19 protein-coding genes are annotated in these 19790 nt (G+C 62.1%); 12 read left to right on the top strand and 7 right to left on the bottom strand.

Annotated elements, in window-relative coordinates; translation table 11 throughout:
- Nucleotide 1 precedes the first annotated feature (1 nt).
- The 3 genes from WN72_RS13860 (at nt 2) to WN72_RS13850 (ending at nt 2432) form a co-directional block, all read left to right on the top strand.
- On the top strand, nt 2–1006 hold the full coding sequence (locus WN72_RS13860) for an ABC transporter ATP-binding protein (protein WP_092214509.1): 1005 nt from the start codon (nt 2–4) through the stop codon (nt 1004–1006).
- Nucleotides 984–1946 carry an ABC transporter ATP-binding protein gene (locus WN72_RS13855; RefSeq protein ID WP_092214507.1) on the top strand — a complete coding sequence of 321 codons (963 nt, stop codon included), beginning with the start codon at nt 984–986 and terminating at the stop codon, nt 1944–1946. Before WN72_RS13860 ends, WN72_RS13855 begins: the two co-directional genes overlap by 23 nt.
- 189 nt (nt 1947–2135) lie before the next feature.
- Nucleotides 2136–2432, top strand: a complete 297-nt coding sequence (locus WN72_RS13850; RefSeq protein WP_092214505.1) for a DUF1330 domain-containing protein — start codon at nt 2136–2138, stop codon at nt 2430–2432.
- Between the two features lie 57 nt (nt 2433–2489).
- On the opposite strand, the gene WN72_RS13845 is transcribed toward WN72_RS13850, so the two are convergent.
- From WN72_RS13845 to WN72_RS13825, 5 genes are all read right to left on the bottom strand, one after another.
- Nucleotides 2490–4082 carry an ABC transporter substrate-binding protein gene (locus WN72_RS13845; protein WP_092214502.1) on the bottom strand — a complete coding sequence of 531 codons (1593 nt, stop codon included), beginning with the start codon at nt 4080–4082 and terminating at the stop codon, nt 2490–2492.
- 186 nt (nt 4083–4268) lie between these two features.
- Nucleotides 4269–5894, bottom strand: a complete 1626-nt coding sequence (gene groL / locus WN72_RS13840) for a chaperonin GroEL (RefSeq protein WP_092214500.1) — start codon at nt 5892–5894, stop codon at nt 4269–4271.
- A gap of 87 nt (nt 5895–5981) precedes the next feature.
- The gene (groES, locus tag WN72_RS13835) at nt 5982–6269 is read right to left on the bottom strand and encodes a co-chaperone GroES (protein ID WP_092214498.1); all 288 of its coding nucleotides are present in this window, start codon (nt 6267–6269) and stop codon (nt 5982–5984) included.
- A gap of 192 nt (nt 6270–6461) precedes the next feature.
- On the bottom strand, nt 6462–6809 hold the full coding sequence (locus WN72_RS13830) for a DUF3088 domain-containing protein (RefSeq protein WP_092214496.1): 348 nt from the start codon (nt 6807–6809) through the stop codon (nt 6462–6464).
- Nucleotides 6810–6888: 79 nt separating this feature from the next.
- On the bottom strand, nt 6889–8112 hold the full coding sequence (locus WN72_RS13825; protein WP_092214494.1) for an acyl-CoA dehydrogenase family protein: 1224 nt from the start codon (nt 8110–8112) through the stop codon (nt 6889–6891).
- Between the two features lie 896 nt (nt 8113–9008).
- Here WN72_RS13825 and WN72_RS13820 point away from each other — a divergent pair.
- A complete protein-coding gene (locus tag WN72_RS13820) occupies nt 9009–9518 on the top strand; it encodes an Lrp/AsnC family transcriptional regulator (RefSeq protein ID WP_092214492.1) in 510 nt (169 codons plus the stop codon).
- 152 nt (nt 9519–9670) lie between these two features.
- On the opposite strand, the gene WN72_RS13815 is transcribed toward WN72_RS13820, so the two are convergent.
- Complete coding sequence (locus WN72_RS13815) at nt 9671–10090, bottom strand: winged helix-turn-helix transcriptional regulator (protein WP_092214490.1); 420 nt, start codon at nt 10088–10090, stop codon at nt 9671–9673.
- Nucleotides 10091–10191: 101 nt separating this feature from the next.
- Between WN72_RS13815 and WN72_RS13810 the strand changes: the two genes are divergently transcribed.
- Nucleotides 10192–11166 (top strand): quinone oxidoreductase family protein, encoded by a 975-nt coding sequence (locus tag WN72_RS13810; protein ID WP_092214488.1) that lies wholly within the window; start codon nt 10192–10194, stop codon nt 11164–11166.
- An 82-nt stretch (nt 11167–11248) separates the two neighbouring features.
- Here WN72_RS13810 and WN72_RS13805 read toward each other — a convergent pair whose 3' ends face one another.
- Complete coding sequence (locus WN72_RS13805; protein WP_245003232.1) at nt 11249–12388, bottom strand: alpha/beta hydrolase; 1140 nt, start codon at nt 12386–12388, stop codon at nt 11249–11251.
- 187 nt (nt 12389–12575) lie between these two features.
- Here WN72_RS13805 and WN72_RS13800 point away from each other — a divergent pair, with 187 nt between their 5' ends.
- From WN72_RS13800 to WN72_RS13770, 7 genes are all read left to right on the top strand, one after another.
- A complete protein-coding gene (locus WN72_RS13800; RefSeq protein WP_167380732.1) occupies nt 12576–13628 on the top strand; it encodes a taurine ABC transporter substrate-binding protein in 1053 nt (350 codons plus the stop codon).
- The gene (locus WN72_RS13795; RefSeq protein WP_092214482.1) at nt 13625–14395 is read left to right on the top strand and encodes an ABC transporter permease; all 771 of its coding nucleotides are present in this window, start codon (nt 13625–13627) and stop codon (nt 14393–14395) included. The genes WN72_RS13800 and WN72_RS13795 overlap by 4 nt, the downstream gene beginning before the upstream one ends.
- 1 nt (nt 14396) lies before the next feature.
- The gene (locus WN72_RS13790) at nt 14397–15194 is read left to right on the top strand and encodes an ABC transporter ATP-binding protein (protein ID WP_092214479.1); all 798 of its coding nucleotides are present in this window, start codon (nt 14397–14399) and stop codon (nt 15192–15194) included.
- Nucleotides 15195–15433: 239 nt separating this feature from the next.
- Nucleotides 15434–16426: an ABC transporter substrate-binding protein gene (locus WN72_RS13785; RefSeq protein ID WP_092214925.1), complete on the top strand. Its 993-nt coding sequence runs from the start codon at nt 15434–15436 to the stop codon at nt 16424–16426.
- A complete protein-coding gene (locus tag WN72_RS13780; protein ID WP_092214477.1) occupies nt 16423–17193 on the top strand; it encodes an ABC transporter ATP-binding protein in 771 nt (256 codons plus the stop codon). Before WN72_RS13785 ends, WN72_RS13780 begins: the two co-directional genes overlap by 4 nt.
- Nucleotides 17190–18056, top strand: coding sequence for an ABC transporter permease (locus WN72_RS13775; protein WP_092214475.1), 867 nt, complete (start codon nt 17190–17192; stop codon nt 18054–18056). The genes WN72_RS13780 and WN72_RS13775 overlap by 4 nt, the downstream gene beginning before the upstream one ends.
- Nucleotides 18053–19750 (top strand): amidohydrolase, encoded by a 1698-nt coding sequence (locus WN72_RS13770; RefSeq protein WP_244553707.1) that lies wholly within the window; start codon nt 18053–18055, stop codon nt 19748–19750. Before WN72_RS13775 ends, WN72_RS13770 begins: the two co-directional genes overlap by 4 nt.
- Nucleotides 19751–19790: the final 40 nt, after the last annotated feature.

The raw sequence follows: 19790 nt of genomic DNA, 5'->3' as shown, positions 1-19790 counted from the left end.
TGTGACCGCTCTGCTCGATATCCAGGACCTCACCATCGGCTTTCCGGGCGCCACGCCGGTCCGGAATCTCAGCTTCAGCGTTGCGCCGTCGGAGACGCTCGCCGTCGTCGGCGAGTCCGGCTCCGGCAAGTCTCTGACCGCGCTGGCGCTGATGCAGCTGTTGCCGAAGACGGCACGCATTGCGTCCGGGCGTATTCAGCTCGGCGGCGAAGATCTCCTCGCGCTGTCCGAGACCGAGATGCGGCGGCGACGCGGCCGCGATATCGCGATGATCTTCCAGGAGCCGATGACGTCGCTCAATCCGGTGCTGACGATCGGGCGGCAGATCAAGGAGGTGCTCTATTTGCATCGCGGGCTGACCAAGGCGCAGGCGCACCGCGAAGCGGCCGCGCTGCTCGACCTCGTTCGAATACCGAATCCGGAAGCCTGCCTCGATGATTATCCGCACCGTCTCTCCGGCGGGATGCGACAGCGCGTCATGATTGCCATTGCGGTGGCTTGCCAGCCTAAGGTTCTGATTGCCGATGAACCGACGACAGCGCTCGACGTGACCATTCAGGCGCAGGTGCTCGAACTGCTCGACCGGCTGCGCCGTGAACTATCACTGTCACTGCTGCTCATCACCCATGACCTCGGCCTGGTGGGCCAATGGGCAGATCGCGTCGTCGTGATGTATGCGGGGCGAAAGGTCGAGGAAGCCTCGCCAGGCAAGCTGTTCGAGCGTCCCCTACATCCCTATACGCGCGGTCTTCTGGCGGCATCGCCGCGCCTGCATGACCGGCTGCACTATCGCAACGCCAGACTGTCCGAAATTCCCGGCAGCATTGCCTCTGCCGCCGCCCAACAAGGCTGCCCGTTCGGCCCGCGTTGTCCCGAGCGGCTCTCACCTTGCCGAACCCAATTCCCACCCGAACGGCAGGCGGAGCCCGGCCGCCGCGTGGCCTGTCACGCCGAACCTGCTCACGCCTCTCACGGAACGATCCATGACGCTGCTGTCAGTCTCTGACCTCAAGACGACCTATCGCTCGGGATCGACGCCGGTCCATGCCGTCGACGGCGTCTCGTTCGACATCGCTCCCGGCGAGACCGTGGGCCTGGTCGGCGAGTCCGGTTGCGGCAAGTCCACACTCGGCAAGACCATTCTGCGGCTGGTCGAACCCTCTGCGGGCCGGATCACATTTGACGGAACGGATCTCACGAAGCTGCCGGATCAGCACCTGCGCGCCTACCGCCGCAGGCTCCAGATGGTGTTTCAGGACCCCTTCGCATCGCTCAACCCGCGGCAGACGATCGGGGACATCCTCGGCGCACCGCTGGACGTCCATCGTGTCGGCTCGCGCAGCGAGCGGCGGCAGCGGGTTGGGGAGATCCTTTCGCAGGTGGGCCTGCCGGAGGATTCGGCATCGCGATATCCTCACGAGTTCTCGGGCGGCCAACGCCAGCGAATTGGCATTGCACGAGCGCTGATCCTGGGGCCCGATCTCATCATCTGCGACGAACCGGTGTCCGCGCTCGATCTGTCCGTGCAGGCTCAGGTCCTGAACCTGCTGGCCGACATCAAGCGCAGGCTGAATCTGTCGTTGCTATTCATTTCGCACGACCTTTCCGTGGTGCGATATCTCTCGGACCGTGTTCTGGTGATGTATCTGGGCCGGATCGTGGAAAGCGGTAGCCACGAGCAGATCTGGAAGACTCCGCTGCACCCCTACACCCGCGCCCTGATCGATGCCGTGCCGGACCCGGCGCGCAGACGGTACGCGGCGCCCTTGCCGGGCGACCTGCCGGACCCTCGCAGCGCGGGCAGAGGCTGCCGTTTTCAGCCGCGCTGCCCGCTGGCGACGGAGCTGTGCGCACAGCAGGATCCCGAGTTGCGCAAGAGCCCGTCGGGCCAGAGTGTGGCTTGTCATCACGCCAATTTCCAGGCGAGTCCGGCACCGCCGAATTAACATAGCTATGGTTTGACTGAACTCGCTCGGCAGCCGAGGCTCATGATTTGGAGCCACCGTTGTCTTTCGCTCAACCGCTGACGCGATCGGGTGCCCAATCTTCGGCTGCCTTATCGAAAGGTTGTCCCCGACGCACCAATCACCATCTGATCAAAGCGTATCGATGCAATCGATTTGGAGGGATGGTAGATGCCAGCTTATGTGGTCGGGCTGCACCAGATTACGAACCCGTCCAAGTTCGAGGAGTACAAGGCCAAGATTGGGCCGATGGTGGCGCAATATGGCGGCCGGTATCTCACACGGGGCGAAAATCTCGAGATGCCCGAAGGTAGCCATTGGGTACCGGAGCGCGTCGTGGTCATAGAGTTTCCGAATATGGCAGCGATCAAGGCCTGGTACGCTTCTCCCGAGTACCAGCCCCTAATTGAACTACGCAAGGCTTGTCAAAGTGAGAACGACATGACGTTCTTCATGGACGGGATTTAAAGCGCCCCACAGCACGACCGGCCATCGTGCGGATACACAGCTCAGTCGAGATACAGCTCAGGTCCGCAGCCACACGCCGGCGAAATTGCCTTGCGGCCCGGCGCTGTCGACGGTGTGACCGACGACACGCTTGTTGTAGACGGTCACCGGCTTGCTCAGCATCAACGGAAGCACCGGGAGCTCGTCCGCCACGATCTCCTGGAAGCGGTCGATCGCCGCTTTGCGCTTCACCGCATCGGCCTCCACCGCGATCTCGGCAAACAGCCTGTCGATTTCCGGATTGGCATAATGGCTCGCATTGGTGAAGGCGACGCCCTTCCGGTAATTGTCGCTGGTATAGAAGCGTTGCAGGCCGACGGTCGGATCGAACATGTTGGTGAAGGGATGGAACGTGAAGTCGTAGTCGCGGTCGGTATAGACGCGCTTGAGATAGCTCGGAAAATCCTGTCCGCGGACGGTCACATCGATGCCGACCGTAGCCAGCGCGCTCTTGAGGGCTTCGCCGCTGCGCCTGAAATTCTCGCCGAAGGGCTGGAAGTCGTGCGTGAGCGCAAAGCGCCATCGTCCCTTCAGTGGGAAGCCGGCCTCGTCGAGCAATAGCGCCGCTGCCTTCGTGTCGTAACCATAGGTGGGGACTTTGGAGTTGTAGAACCGCTTCAAGGTCGGGCTGACGATGCTGACCGTTCGCTCACCGAGACCGTACCAGGCCACATTCAGGATGATCGCCGGATCGACCGCATGGGCAATCGCCCTGCGCACCTTAATGTTGCTGAGAATCGGGTGATCGAGATTGAACTCGAGGCCATACAGCGTCGGCGAGTATTCGTAGCCGCGCGTTTCGAGGCCGAGATGCGGAACTTGCTGGAAGCGCTCGAGATCCAGCGGCGAAACCGGGGTCGAGCCGCCGAGATCGAGCTCACTGGTCTCGAAGGCCACCGCGCGGGCCGCGCCATCCGGGATGACGCGGACCAGCAACGCTTCGAGATAGGGTTTCGGGCTATCCCAGTAGTTCGGGTTGCGGACATAGCTAACATAGTTGCCGAGTACCCACTCCTTGAAAACGAATGGGCCCGTCCCGATCGGCGCACGGTTGTTGGGATTTTGCAGCGGATCGCCCTTGCCCTCATAGACGTGCCGCGGAACGATGGGGGACTCTCCCGCCGCGAGCGCATAAAGCAGATATGGCGCCGGCTTGGAGAGTTTCAGGACGACCGTGTGCTCGTCCACGGCCGTCGCCTCAAGAAGATTCGTGAATGTCGTGCGCCCACGCGGATGCGCCGACTTCAGCAGGCCGACCGAATAGACCACGTCCGCTGCGCTAAAGGGTCGCCCGTCGTGCCATTTCACGTTCCGACGCAGCTCGAAACGATATTGCAGGCCGCCCTCGCTGACGCTCCAGGCTGTTGCGAGCTGTGGCCTGGGATTGAGATCGAAGTCGTAGCTGAGAAGACCTTCGACGACCTTGGTGCTCGCCTGGATTGCCGGCCCTTCCGTCGTGTTGAAACAAACGAGCGTGGTCGGCTCGGGGTGAATGACGAAGGAGAGCCGTCCTCCGGCACGCGGCGCTTCCTCCTGGGCTCGCGTGGAGGTCGAGACGGCAAGCGCAGCTGCGGTCGTCGCAACGAAGCTTCGTCTGGACATCAGAGTCATGAGTTATTCCTAAAATCCGCGGCAACTGACGAAGAACTCATGGCGTCCGCATGGATCGCTTCCGTTCTGCGCTGACTCCGTCGAGTTGGCTGTCGCGTGAGACGCACAGCGCAGACCGCCATCCGGTCGTGCGCTCACGCGACAGCCGTTCCGATCGACAGACCGCCCCGCAACGGGTCCGCCGGCTCAGAACTCTCCCCCCGCACCGGGAGCAGCAAGACCCGCCTTATCCTTTGGCAACTCGGCAACCAGCGCCTCCGTCGTCACGATGAGGGAGGCGATGGAGGCGGCATCCTGTAGCGCCGTTCTAACGACCTTCGCGGGATCGACGATGCCCGAATTGATCAGGTCGACATATTGTTCGGTCTGCGCATCGAAACCGTATGTCGGCGACCTGTTCTCGAGGATCTTCCCGACCACGATGGATCCTTCAACGCCGGCATTCTCGGCGATCTGCCGGATCGGAGCCTCCAGGGCCTTGAGCACGATGTTGATGCCCGCCTGCACATCGGAATTGGCGTGGGTCAGACGGCCGATCGCGGTCTTGGCGCGCAGTAGCGCCACACCGCCGCCGGGCACGATGCCCTCCGCGATGGCGGCACGCGTCGCGTTCAATGCATCGTCGACGCGGTCCTTGCGCTCCTTGACCTCGACCTCAGTGGCGCCACCAACGCGGATGACTGCGACTCCTCCGGACAGCTTCGCCAACCGCTCCTGGAGCTTCTCGCGGTCGTAATCCGACGTCGTTTCCTCGACCTGGGCCCTGATCTGCGCGACCCGCGCGTCGATCTCCTTGCGCTTGCCGGCCCCGCCGACGACCGTTGTATTCTCCTTGTCGATCCGAACCCTCTTGGCCCGCCCCAACTGCGACAAGGTGACATTTTCCAGCTTGATGCCGAGCTCTTCCGAGATCGTCTGCCCGCCCGTCAGGACCGCGATGTCTTCGAGTTGAGCCTTGCGCCGATCACCGAAGCCCGGCGCCTTGACCGCAGCGATCTTCAAGCCGCCCCGAAGCCTGTTGACGACCAGTGTGGCGAGCGCCTCACCCTCCACGTCCTCGGCGATGATTAAAAGTGCCTTGCCGGACTGCGCAACCGCCTCTAGGACCGGCAACAAGGGGTGAAGCGAGTTAAGCTTGGCTTCGTGGATCAGAATGTAGGGATCCTCGAACTCGACGAGCAGCTTCTCGGAATTCGTGACGAAATAGGGCGACAGGTAGCCACGGTCGAACTGAAGCCCCTCGACGACGTCGAGCTCGGTATCCAGGCTCTTCGCTTCCTCGACCGTGATAACGCCGTCGTTTCCGACTTTTTTCACGGCGTTGGCAATGATCTTCCCGATCTCGACGTCGCCGTTAGCCGAGATCGTGCCGACCTGGGCGACCTCCTCCGATGACTGAACCTTCCGCGCGCGCTTCTCGATATCCTTGATCGCCTCTGCGACGGCGAGATCGATACCGCGCTTCAGATCGAGCGGATTGAGACTTGCTGCGACCGCCTTGGCACCTTCCCGAACAATCGCCTGCGCCAACACTGTCGCAGTCGTCGTCCCATCGCCGGCGAGATCGTTCGTCTTCGACGCTACCTCACGGAGGAGCTGCGCGCCGATGTTCTCATACTTGTCTTCGAGCTCGATCTCCTTCGCGACCGTGACGCCGTCCTTCGTGATCCTTGGCGCGCCGAACGACTTCTCGATGACCACGTTACGCCCCTTCGGGCCAAGCGTCACCTTGACGGCGTTCGCAAGCACGTCCACGCCACGCAGTAAGCGCTCGCGGGCATCGGCGGAGAATTTCACTTCTTTTGCAGCCATAGCGATGATCCTTCAGACAAAAGTGCTCCGCCTCACGCTTGCGCGCGAGCTACAGCACGTTGAACAAATACGATTGGGGTCGAGAAGCTAGGCGATCACGCCCAGAATGTCGGATTCCTTGGCGATCAGCAGGTCCTCGCCATTGATCTTCACTTCCGTTCCGGACCACTTCCCGAAGAGAACGCGGTCACCTTTCTTGACGTCGAGCGGCAGGAGTTTCCCAGTCTCGTCGCGGGCACCGCTGCCGACTGCCACAACCTCGCCTTCCTGCGGCTTCTCCTTGGCCGTGTCGGGAATGATAATTCCGCCCTTCGTCTTGTTGCTCTCTTCGATCCGGCGGATCACCACGCGATCATGCAATGGACGAAAACTCATCTGAACCTACCTCGAAAGATTCTTGCGTTGACTCTTGAGCACCGACGACTTCGCTTCCCTACGCGGCCGAAGGTAACTGCAAAAAGCTATGGCCGCGACCACATCGTGTCCATGGCAAATTGAACTACGAAAATAGACGATTCCTGCAGAGCAAAAGCGGCCTGAAAAACGTTTCGATCGGCCCGCGCGGCTTCAATAATGGACATAGGGAAAGGTATAGCGATTGGCCAGATAGTGGAGTATTCGCTCTGACGAATCGATGAAACGCCAGCCGTTGGCGACGTCCACGTCCTCAGGCACTGGATGGTTTTGATCGAAGACCAGGACCGGCAGCGATTGATGCTGCTCGCCGAGTACCTCGACAATCCCGTCTCTTGGCCGCAGGAACGGAAGCCGGTGCACCTCGACCTGCGTTGCCAGTCCGGGGAAGGACGCCAGCAAGCCCTCAATTGCGTTGCAATGTGGGCACACGAAGAACCGGCCCGGTTGTGCCGGGTCCTCAAATCCCGGCTTCAGGAGGAAGAGGCGATCACCACTCATCACCGTTCTCCAACATGTTCAGCACCACCCGCAACTTGCCTGATCCATACGAACGCGGCTGAGATCTAGTCGTATCGAGCTATGGCGTCCCGATCCGGTATTGGCCCGGCGGCGGCGTTCCGTTGACAGCAAAATCGCCGACGATGCGATCGCGATAGACGCGCGGGTTGTGCGTCACGATGGTCCTGGCATTCCGCCAGTACCGGTCGAGCCCGAGATTTCTTGCCGTCGAAGACGCACCGAGCGCGTCGAAGATGATCGTTGTTGCCTCCAGAACGAGATCCGAGATGACGGTTACGGACTGATCGAGCTCGATCTCGGCGATCGCGATCGCGGCGGCTGTGCGATCGGGGTCACCGGCCAGTTGCGCCTCATGCGCCCGTTGCAGCGCTTCGGCAACCTTGAGGACAATTGCGCCGGCCGCGTACGCGTTTCCGCGCACCCGTCCGATCACCTGGAGAATCTGCGGGTCGGCCGCGGCGCTACTCGCGTTGCCATGACTGAAGACCCGCGTTCTCTTCCTCACCAGCGCCGCCACGTCGTTGGCCGCCGCGCGTGCGATGCCGGCGAGCGTGGCAAGATGGAAGAGTTGATAGAACGGATTGGAATATTTGAAGCGTTCAGCAACCTCGACGACCCGATTGCCCTCAACGGGAACGTCCTTGAACAGAGCCGTTCCGCTCGCGGTCAAAGCCTGCCCGAAGCCGTCCCAGTCGTCAAGAACCTCAACACCCGGCGAATGGCGCGAAACGACCACACTGACCGGATCCCCATTCTCGTGCTGGGCCGCTACGTTGATCCAGTCGGCAAAGAGCGTACCGGTCGTGTAGTACTTCTTGCCGTTCAGAATCAATTGACCGCCCTTGCTCGACACTGTCGTCGAGAAGGCCTGGAGCTTGGCGTCCCCGATCTCGCTGTGCCCGTTCCCGAAGAACGTCTTCGCGCCGATCCGGCGCAACCAAAGCTCGCGTCGCTCGGGATCTGGCGAATTGACGACGTCCTCCGTGAAGCCGAAATGCGCCCGGACGGAGTTCGTCACGTTTGAATCGGCCTCCGACAATTCGATCAACAGGTTGAATAGTTCGGGAAGGTTCGCTGCTGCACCGCCAAAATCCCGCGACACGCGGACCGACGTGAAGCCTGCGTCCCGTAACGCCTTGATCTCGTCGTAAGGCAGGCGACGTTCCACGTCTCGCGAGACCGCTCCCTCTCTGATCGACTTGAACAGCGGACGGAACGGTGCGGCGAGTGCTTCATAACGCCCTGAAGGTCCGCCGCCCCAGGCGAGATCGATCTGAGACATGATCACCCTTTCCGATCGTTCACTGGCACGCTCGATAGCTTCTCGGCGCGGCCAGCGTTTCATTCGCGATACAGCAAGGAAGATCGCGCGAGACGACGCCTCTGGCAATTTCGGATATCTGCGTCGGAAGAGATGAAGCTTCCTGCCGGATCACGGGTGACGGAAGGTTTCTACCGGGTGCCGGCGCGAGGATCTGGACGTCCCGCAATGACGCTTGAACGCACGAGGCCATTCGGGGTCGGCCACTGGCTGCATCAGCCGGGCCGCCTTGCCGCCTCGATTGCAATCGATACGCCGCGACCACGGCGTCGCGACGATCCCGCGAATCGTGACCTAATCGCGCGCCTGCGCGGAATTCTGGGCGACGACGCGTCGGCATGATCAGTCCCAAGTCTCCGTGCTCAGATGGCGTTCCGGTGCCGCGATGTTCGAGGCTGACATCAACGCCGACTTGCCCCAAACTAGCCTAGTTGCTTGCCTTGCCCACGGCCGACAGCGTTACCACCCGCCTCAAGGCTCGCTTGCCGAAAGCGTAGAAATCCGTCACCAAAGAACGAGACCGGGGAATTTTCCACTCAAGCCCCAGGCGAGCTCAGCACAATCCAACCAAATTAGTTACCGCCATCTGCCGGTCATGTTCAACGCCGTCTCGGCCGTGATAGCCTTGGGCCTCCACTCACACTCGTTGTTGGAATGGACATGAGCTACGTGACCTCGCTGCACTCAAGCTTCGCCGGCTGGATAGAACAGGCATACAGATGGCTTCTAGGCTCGCGGCAGCTTCGGACTGGCGCGACGAGAGATGATCTGTACGAGATCTCTCTCTTCGGACCTTATGCCTGACGACACGAGGCGCACTTCTCTCGCCCAACTCCCATAATCCTGAGGTACCAGACATGACCGACGTTGCGTTGCAGCTGGCCGATACGGGTCGTCGACTCGATATCGTCGACCGCAAGATCCTGGCGGTCCTTCAGCAAGACGCCTCGCTTTCGGTTGCTGAGATCGGTGACCGGGTCGGCCTGTCGTCCACGCCCTGCTGGAAGCGAATTCAACGGCTGGAGGCCGACGGCGTCATCCAGAAGCGCGTTGCGCTGGTCGACCAGAACAAGATCGGCCTCGATCTCTCGGTATTTGTCTCCGTCAAGAGCGCCGATCATTCGAACGCGTGGCTGAATCGCTTCGCAGAGACGATCAGCGCGATGCCGGAGGTAGTGGAAATCTACCGGATGGCTGGCGACGTCGACTACATGCTCCGCGTCGTGGTCGCCGACATGCAAAGCTACGACGTATTTTACAAGAGGCTGATCCACGCCGTGCCACTCAAGAACGTCACGTCGCGCTCCGCCATGGAAAAGATCAAGTCCGTTACCGCATTGCCGATCCCGTTCCTTGCAACGCAATAGACTGAACGAGCGGTGGCTTGGCGATACGCCACTTTCACCGGTCGGCTCGAACTAGCGGATACGTCTGCCGCTTCTCTCTCGACCCTGACACTACAATACAGATTGCGTGCTCGGTCGGCGGCAAGCGCGCCGGTCCTTGTTTACCGCCAGCATCAGTGGGTTGGCCGATGGCGCCCGACGCCTCTGGACGAGCTGCCGTTTGCGACGACCGGTCTTATGACGCAATCCGCCAAACCATCGAACTCGTTCTGCTGCATGGCATGAAATTGTCCCCATTCGCAGAGAGCCAGCATGAGGGGCTGGAGAGTCAGGCCGAGCTGTGTCGCGGAATAGTCCACGCGGGGCGGGACTTGCCGAAATATCTCGCGGCGAACGAGCCCGTGCTGCTCGAGTTCACGCAGTTGCTGGACCAGAACCTTCTGGCTGACGCGCGGCACCAACCTTCTTAGTTCGGTGAGCCGCTTCGGTCCTCCGAGCAGATGATAGAGGATCACCGCCTTCCAGCGCCCGGATATCACCTTGAGCGCGCGTTCGATCGGCAGGGCAGGAAGCTTCTTCGACGGCATTTTCATGGTTACCGACCGGTTCCTATGGGAGCAATTTGTCAATAGCGTAGCGCAAAGAGCCCGAGATAGAGAAGCAGCGCGATCGTCTTCTTGCACCGGGATAAGTCATGAAAGCCGTAAGATTGAGCCGGTTTGGCGAACCAGACGTTCTGGAGGTTGTCCAAATCCCCGAACCGATCCCCGGTGACGGACAGATCCTGGTCCGGGTTGAGGCTGCCGGCGTCAATTACTTCGAAGCGCTCATGCGTGCGGATCGCTACGCCGTCACACCGGCGTTGCCGTTGCTGCTCGGCGTCGAAGTAGCAGGGGTGGTGGAAGCGGCCGGTCGTGGAGCAGAGTCTGCGATCGGCACAAGAGTAGCAATTCCCCTCTTTGCTGTAGGAGCCAGCGGCGGTTACGCAGAATATGTCGCGGTCGATGCGGCCGCAGCGGTTCCGATTCCGGACCGGGTATCATCCGGGGTCGCTGTCGCCCTGCTCATTCAGGGCCTCACGGCGTTGCGCGCAGCCCGGCGATACCCGCTCGCAGGCAAGACCGTGCTTGTGACAGCCGCCGCAGGTGGGGTTGGCACCCTGCTGGTACAGCTCTTGAGGCAGATGGGAGCTGCGAAGATCATCGCCGCAGCGAGCAAGCGCGAGAAGCTGGATCTGGCACTCTCTCTCGGTGCCGATATTGCCGTCAACTACGCGGACGATCGATGGAGCGAGGCCGCGAAAGATGCAACACACGGCCACGGCATCGACATCGTTTACGATTTCGTTGGCGGGAAGATCGGTTCGGATTGCCTTCCCCTGCTCAAGCAGGGTGGGATCCTGGTATCCGGTGCGCTCGGACGAATAACATTCACCCACCTGGATCTCGAAAGCATGGCCGAACGAAATCAATCAATCAACGGCTTCGCGCTTCTTCCGTTGCTTGCCCCTGACGCGCTACAGACCGACCTCGCTTACCTGTTCGACCTTTCGTCGACAGGCGCGCTGAACGTGCTCATCGACGAGACCTATTCATTGGACGACGTCGCCAAGGCGCACCGCAGGATGGAGAGCCGATCATCGCAGGGCAAGATCATTCTCGTTCCATGATATCATTGTCATGCAAGGCGTCATGCCTGCTGATCGCTCCTGTCAGAGACACCAAAACTGTCGCGGCGAGCCACCCGCGCAATCAATTGCGATCCAGAAAGTTCTGGACCTCGCGGAAGAGCAGGTCGCGCCCCGTCTCGACCTCGACGAAATGGGTGGCTCGCGGAATCTCGATCAGATGGCGCACGGGTGCATTGCGCAGAAGCGCGAACAGCGCCTGTGATTGGCTGAGCGGCGTCAGTTCGTCCCATTCTCCGCGAATGATGAGCGTCGGCGCCGAGATCTTGCCAGGATCGTAGATCGCCTTGTTGGCGTTCCAATATTCGGCGCCATCGGCCACGACGCCCGTCGGCGAGCGGAAACGAGGTGGATTATGCGCCTTGGCATCAGGTTGAGTCGCCAGAAGGGCCTGCTCCCAGATCGTCTTCCAGGCCGGCGGAAAGATCGTTTCGGCCTGTCCTTCCGGTACGCCGGTCTGAAGGCGCTTGAGCGCCGCGTCGGCCGTCCATTCCTGCCATGCGGCTTCCGGGATCTTGCCGCCCGCAGACGAAAGCCAGGGCGGCGCGAGCAGAACCAGGCCGGCGACATGTTGCGGCTTCGCAGCCGCGTAGCTGCCGGTGATCAGGGTTCCCCACGACCATCCGATCAGTTGCAATTTTGAAAGTTTGCGCTGGGCTAGAATATGGTCAACCGCGGCAGTGAGATCCTCAACCGCCTCCTTGGTCGTGGCAAACGGCTTCGACTGATCCGCAGGCGGACGTGAGCCGCCATAGCCCCGGACATCGACCAGCCAGACGTCGTAGCCTTGCGATGCGATGTAATCGGCCCACGATCCATGCCCCACAGCCAGATCGAATACGGTTTCCGATGGCTGGGTCGAGCCGTGGACATAGAGCACGGTGCGGGAGGCATCGAAATTTTCGAGATCCTTCGGACGCTTGTTTCGCAGAAAGATCTGAACACCCGGCGTTGTGGAGGCGACATGAAAGTCTTGCGCCACGAGCTGTCGTGGCTCTTTCGACCATGCCGGCAGCCACGCGGCCGAAATCGACAGCAACAGCGACGACAACAACAAGCGCTTCATCTGAAATTCCCTAGGCGCGAGACACGTTGCCTTGCATCGAAACCCTGCAAGACTGAGGCTCGTTGCATTTCGGCATTCACGCCAATCGTCGTCAATTCCAAAGAGATCCGCCGATTGAGAATGATTCAGCTGCCACACCTACAACCAAAGCCGCCGGCGATTGCACTCATCGTCTCGAAGGATGAAGCTCTTGCCGGGTGTCGCACTCAAACGAAATTTGTTGCGCTCGCGCGGTATGAGCGGAAATGAAAATCTTATTTCGCAGCCCGGATTGACTTGCTGCGGTCGAGCTGACGATCTGCGCGCCTCATCAGGCAGGTGCACCATGACAACAGACATTCGCAAGGGAAAGCTCGGACGGCGTGACGTGCTCCGCCTCGGCTTGGGCGCCGGAGCGTTGTCACTCGCCGCGGGACGCAGCCGGGCACAGGCGACAGCGAAGCCGGATGTCGTCCGCATCGGCTATCTCACGGCGGCACGCGCCTGGGTGATCGGCAAAACCGACGGCAGTTTCGACAAGGCCCTCGGCACCAGGATCGAATGGGTGCCCTTCCCGTCGGGAGGGCCCGCCCTGTCCCTGCTTGCCGCAAAGCAGATCGACTTCGCAATCTTCGGCAACACCCCGATCGTCGCCGGGCTTTCGCGCAAACTCCCGATTCAGATCCTGGGATCACCGGAGATCGTCGCCACCAGCGAGCGGCTGGTCGCGAAACCGGGCCTTGCCAGCCTCAAGGATCTCGAAGGCAAGCGCATCGCGGTTGCGCCCTCCTCGACGATGGCCTTTGCGCTCGAGGCGCTGATCCGGATCAACAAGCTCGATGCCAGCAAGATCAAGCGCCTGCCGCTGAACCAGCCGGATACGATCGCGGCCTGGAAGCGCGGCGACATCGATGCGACCTATATCAACGGTCCGTTCTGGGCCGAGCTCCTGGCCGATGGCGGTCGGCAATTGCTGGTCTCGGAGCAATTACAGCCTGCAGGCGTCTATGTCTGGAACAGTGCCGTCGTGCGCGCCGAGTTCGCCGAACGTTATCCCGACAGCGTGATCGCGTGGCTGCAAACGGTTCAGACGCAGTTCGACCGTTATCGCGCCGATCCGGAAGGCGTATCGCGCATCCTGGCCAAGGATTTCGGTGCGCCGTTCGAAGCCGTGCGCGATACGCTGGCCGGGCTGCGCTATCCCACGTTCCACGATCAGCTCGGCCCGAAATACTGGGGCGACGGGCCTGGCGCCGCTAAGGACGCTCCGCTGATCAAGGCACTCGGCGATGCCGCCGCGTTCCTGGCCGAGACGGGCGAGATCAAGCGTGACGACGTTCCGGCCTCGTTTGTCCCGGCGGTCAATTACGCACTGCTGCGGCGCGCGTTCCGGTCTTGAGCGGGTCTCTACGTTTTCTCATCGGGCTTTCGGCGGTCGCCAGCGTTACGCTGGTGTGGGAGATCGCCGGGCGGACCCATCTCGTCGAGCCGTTGCTGCTTCCGCCACCGTCGGAAATCCTGACGACGGCATTCGACCTGCTGCGCGACGGCTATCGCGGCACTCCGCTCTGGGAGCATCTGGCGCTCAGCCTCGCCCGCGCCCTGGGCGCGTTTGCTGTCGCCACCCTGATCGGCGTGCCCTTGGGCCTTGCCATGGGAACAGCACCGAGCTTCGGCGCCGTGATCGATCCGTTCGTCCAATTCCTGCGCCCTCTGCCGAAACTCGCGTTGATCCCTCTCGTCATCCTCTGGTTCGGCATTGGCGAGACTTCGAAGGTCTTGCTGATCTTCATCTCGGCCGCGCTCAGTATCATTGTCGGAACGGCGGCCGCGGTCGGCACCGTGCAGCGACAGCGGATCCGCGCCGGACAGGCGCTCGGAGCCCACGGCCTCGCACTGTTCCGCTACGTGATCCTGCCTCATATCCTTCCCGAACTGTTCGTGACCCTGCGCCTGTCGTTCGGGATCGGCTGGACAACGCTGATCGCCGCCGAGATGATCGCATCGGACGCAGGGATCGGCTGGATGGTCGTCAATGCCGGTGCCTATTTGCGCACGGATATCGTAATGCTCGGCATCGTGCTGCTGGGTGGCACCGGCTACGCACTGGATCTCGTTCTCGTCGGATTGCAGCGCTGGGTAGCCCCGTGGGCGGGACGCGCGTGAGATGACGGCTTCTCAACGGATTGTGATCGAGAACGTCGAGAAGCGCTTCGAGGACAAGCGCGCGCGGCGCGCGACCGTCGCGCTCGAAGGCCTCTCGCTCAGTGTCGCCGAGGGCGAGTTCGTATGCCTGCTCGGACCAAGCGGCTGCGGCAAATCCACCGTTCTTGACCTGCTCGCAGGCTTCGAACGGCCGACCCGTGGCAGCGTGACGATCGATGGCAAGCCGGTCGGGCGCCCCTCTCCCGACCGCGGCATCGTGTTCCAGGAAGCGACGCTATTCCCCTGGCTGTCGGTCATCGACAACATCACGTTTGCATCACGTCTTTCTGGACTGCCTGTCGCCGAGTACCGGCCGCGTGCGCAAGAGCTGATCGAGATGATGGGACTGCGCGGCTTCGAGAACCACGCCGTCTACGAACTTTCCGGCGGAATGCGTCAGCGCGTCTCGATTGCGCGCGCCTGGATCTCGCAACCCCTGCTCCTGCTGATGGATGAGCCGTTCGGAGCACTCGACGCGCAGACGCGGCTCGCCATGCAGGAGCTGCTGCTGACGGCGCGCGAACGGCGCCGCTCTACCGTCCTGTTCGTCACCCATGACATCGAGGAAGCGCTGTTTCTCTCGGACCGGATCGCAATCATGAGCCACCGCCCGGGCCACATCGTCGAGGAGATCGTCGTTCCCTATCCCCGTCCCCGCGCCTATCAGGACATCATCGCCGCACCATCCTTCGGCGAATTGAAAAGGTCGATCCTTGCCACGCTGCGCGAGCAGGTTGCGCGCACCCGCATCGAGGCCTGAGTACTCTGTCATTCCGCCTCAGCGCGCGCGAAGCCACGGGGAAAGTAATTCTCAATCCTCGACACTGCACAAAATTTTGCTCCCTCATGTCCCGGATTTCCGCAATTGCCATGAAGATGCGGAGTCACCAGAGTGCAGTGGAATTCCTCTCTCTGCTAACGGGTTGCTAAATGTTTCGCTCGTCATACCCTGCTTTGGCCGCAGAACGCTCCGGCTTGCCTTTGCTCGATCGCCGCAACATGCTCGCTGGTCTAGCCGGCGCCAGTGCCGCAGCCCTCCTGGGCGGGCGAGCGGTTGCGGAGCAGCGGCTGAACGGCGTGCTGGCATATGGCGGTGTTGGCTACACTTGGGCCGTCCCATACGTCGCCGAAGCTGCCGGCTACTTCAAGAAACAGGGCGTCGAGCTATCGACTTCCTCGTTCGAATCTGGCCGTGACGCGATGCAGGCGCTGCTGTCCGGCTCGGCCGATTTTTCCGCGTCCACGGATACGCCCCTGGTGTTTGCCGCGCTCTCCGGCCTTCGGCCGGTGGCCATCGCGAACTACAGCCGCTATTCGCGAGACATGAAGATTGCTGTACGGAACGACGGCGGCGTCGATCCCAAGACGCCTGCCAGCCTCAAGGGCCGGCGCATCGCGACCCGGGTCGGCACATCGGGTCAATATCTGATCGCTAAATATCTGGAACTCGCCGGCCTTAGCGCCAGCGACGTCACCATTGTCGACCTAGCGCCCAACAATATGGCCACCGCGTTGACGCGCGGCGACATCGACGGCTTCTGCTGGAGCAGTCAGACCGTGGCGGTGGCTCAGCGGCAGTCCGGCGGCAAGGTCGCGGAGATGACCTTCGACGGCATCGAGCGCTATTTCCAAAGTCACCAGCTGCTGCTAACGACGGAAGCCGTCATCGACAAGAAGCCGGAACTGGTCAGGGCGACGCTGAGCGCCCTGTTCGCCGCCGAAGAGCGGATCACGACCGACCGCGAATGGCCACAATTGATAGCGGAGCGCATCAAGACGCCACCCGCCGATATTGCGCAGGCAACCTCGACCTTCGCGTTCAAGGTCGGGTTCGACCAGCGCTTCATCGACGACATGGTCTCGCAGGCGGAATGGGCCATCGCCGCTGGTCTCGCCAAGCCGCCCAAGGGCGACTTGCCCAAGCTGCTCAGGTCGCTTGTTGTTGAAGGGCCGACCAAGGCCCTGCGTCCCGATCGCGTCACGCTGACATGAGCGATGCCCTCATCGAAGTCGCGTCGGTTTCGCAGGTTTTCGCGACGCGCGACGGCTCGCCCACCTTCGCATTGCGCGACGTCTCGCTCACCATCGGCAAGGGCGAATTCGTCTGCCTGATCGGCCCCTCCGGCTGCGGCAAGACCACGCTGATGCACCTGATCGCGGGCTTCATGACGCCGACCCGCGGCCGCATCAGCTTCTCCGGCACGCCGGTGACGGGACCAAGCCCCGATCGCGGCGTCGTGTTCCAGGAGTATGCTCTGTTCGCCTGGATGACGGCCCAGCAGAACGTGGAATTCGGACTGCGCATGCGCGGTTTTCCATCACGGATACGCGCCGCACGCGCGCTCGAGGCACTCGAACGCGTCGGCCTTGCGCACGCCGCCAACAAATACCCGCACGAGCTATCCGGCGGCATGCGTCAGCGCGTGGCGGTCGCTCGCGCGCTTGTCGTCAAACCCGCCGTGTTGCTGATGGACGAACCGTTCGCCGCTGTCGATGCGATCACCCGGCAGGCGCTTCAGGAGGATTTGCTACGCCTCTGGCGTAACAGCGAGCTCTCGGTGATCTTCGTCACCCATAATATCGACGAGGCGGCCTTCCTCGCACAGCGTGTCGTCGTCATGAGCCCTCATCCCGGCGCCATCCGCGCCGACATCGCCATCGACGCTTCCTATCCGCGCGATCGCAGCAGTGCTGCGTTCGGCGAGCTTTACAGCAGGATCTCCACCAGCCTTTCCGTCGGCACGCGGAGCGCTGCATGAGCATTGCTTCATCCGAGGGAACCTTGTCGCCGTCCAGGGATTCTGAGGCCCCGGGCTTCGAAGCCGAGTTCCGGACCGCCTATTGGCGCACACGTCGCCGTGCCGTCTTGTTCCGGTTGGCACTGAATGCCGCCGGGGTACTCTTGTTCGTCGCAGCCTGGGAAGCGATCCCGCGTTGGTCGAACTGGGTCAACGAAGTGCTGTTTCCGCCACCATCCCAGGTGCTGGAAGCGTTCTGGCCGATGCTCAAGTCGGGCGAGATCGGCCACAACATCGTCGTGAGCCTGCGCCGCGCCGGGACGGGGTTTGGCCTCGCGTTTGTCCTTGGCATCGCGGCAGGGCTGATCACTTCGCGCGTCCGCTTCTTCCAATACCTGCTCGAGCCGCTGCTGCACGGCTTCCGCGCGATCCCCACCATCGCGCTCGTACCCCTGTGCATTCTCTGGTTCGGTATTGGCGAGGCCTCCAAACTCGCACTCGTGACCTGGGGCGCGTTCTTCCCGATCTGGATCACCACCCATATCGGCGTACGCGACGTCCACGTCATCTATCTGCGCTCTGCCGCCTGTCTTGGGGCGGGCCGCCTGGCCACGCTATTCCTGGTCATATTGCCCGCGGCATTACCCTTCATCCTCTCAGGCCTACGTCAGGCGATCGCGGTCTCGCTGATCGTCCTGGTTGCCGCCGAACTGTCGGGCGCCTCTGCCGGCGTGGCCTATATGATGTCGCAGGGCAATCAGCTTTTCCGCGTCGACATCATGTTCATTGGCCTGGCGCTGCTCGGCATCTTCGGCTTTCTCGCCGATCGTGCCTTCGTCGCGCTCGCCGGATGGCTGTTTCCCTGGTACGAGGGGGCGAGATGAATCCGCTGCCCGGTGCGGCGGAGCCGCTGGTGTTGCGAAACGCAAGCATCATCACGTTCGACGAAACTCGGCCACGCGCGAGCGCCATCGCCCTCCAGGGTGGTAAGATCACGGCGATCGGCAGCGACGCAGAGGTGCCCCCTATTCCCGGCGTACGCGAACTCGATCTCAAGGGCGCCTGTGTCATTCCCGGCTTTAACGACACGCATGCTCACATGGAGCGTGAGGGACTGAAGCACCAGCGGCCGTCGCTGGCGGAAGCCCGTTCGGTCGCCGACATCATCGAGGTGATCCGCAACCTCGCGGCAAGCACGCCACCCGGACAGTGGATCGTCACCATGCCGGCGGGCCGGCCCCCTTTCTTTTTTGACGGGGTAGCTTCACTAGCCGAGAAGCGGTTGCCGAACCGCTACGCAATCGACAAAGCCGCACCCGACCACCCCGTCTACATTCCCGGCGTGTTCGGCAATTGGGGCAAGCCGCCCGGGCATTCCGCCCTCAATTCACGCGCGCTCGCGCTCAACGGCATCGACGCCAACAGTGAACCCCGCCTGAGTGGCCTAGAAATCGAGAAAGACGCGCGAGGAGAGCCGACGGGCATCATCGTCGAGCGCAACAACCGCCCGACCGTGGAATTCGACCTTTTACCCGCCGTCCCACGATTTGGGTTCGCGGAGCGCATCGAAGGGGTTCGTCTTTCCCAACGCCTCTACAATGCCAAGGGCACGACGAGCATCTACGAGGGGCACGGGTCCGCCGCGGAGACCATCTCGGTCTATCGCAAGCTGTGGGAACTCGGCGAGCTCACGGTGCGTACCGGACTCGTGGTCAGCCCGAGCTGGTCAGACCTTGCGGAGGCGCGCCGGATCATGCGGGACTGGCTTGCCACCGCGCGTGGCGCCGGCCTCGGCGATCCCTGGCTGCGAGTTTCCGGCATCCATGTCGCCTACGGCGGCGATCCCGAGGTGGCACATTGCGCCCGCGCGCATCTGCCCGACACCGGCTGGAGCGGCTTTGTCGAGCAAGCCGTGACGCCGGCTGACTTCCGCGAGGCCAGCTTCCTCGCCGCCGAATTCGATCTGCGCTTGCACACGATCGTGGGCGACAAGCTCCATGAGATCGTTCCGGTTCTCGAGGCGGTCGACGCGCGCTTTCCGCTGCGCCCAAGGCGCTGGGTCATCGAACACATCGGCCGCGCCCGCCAATCCGACATCGAGGCGCTCGCCCGTCTCGGCGTGCTGGTCACCACGATCCCGACCTACTACCTCTGGAAAGGCGGCGAAAAATATCTCGACGATCCCGACGGTGGCGATCTCGTCGTGCCGCATCGCCGTCTTTTGAACGCCGGGATACCGCTCGCCATCGCCACCGACAATATCCCTTATGATCCATTCTTCACGCTATGGGTCACCTGCGCCCGCGAGGAGCGAACCAGCGGCCGCGTGATCGGGATCGACCAGCAGCTCGGCGTCGAGGAAGCGCTGCGTCTCTTCACCGTCAACGGTGCCCGCCTGACCTTCGACGAGAGCTGGAAAGGACCCTTGAAGCCAGGCTTCGCTGCAGATCTTGCCGTGCTGTCGGATGATCCGACCGCGCTGCCCGTAGCTGAGATCAGGAATCTGCGCTGCGGGCTCACCATCGTCGGCGGGCGCATTGTCCATGATGACATGCTGACACCTGGAGCCCGGAGATAGCCCTGGCGATTATGGCCATGAGTCGGCGATCGTATGCGCT

Origin of the sequence: Bradyrhizobium arachidis, from assembly GCF_015291705.1 — a bacterium.
In the GTDB taxonomy this organism is placed as follows: Bacteria; Pseudomonadota; Alphaproteobacteria; order Rhizobiales; family Xanthobacteraceae; genus Bradyrhizobium; species Bradyrhizobium arachidis.
The sequence above is the reverse complement of the archived record's forward strand: the minus strand, read 5'-3'. Positions and strand labels throughout refer to the sequence as shown.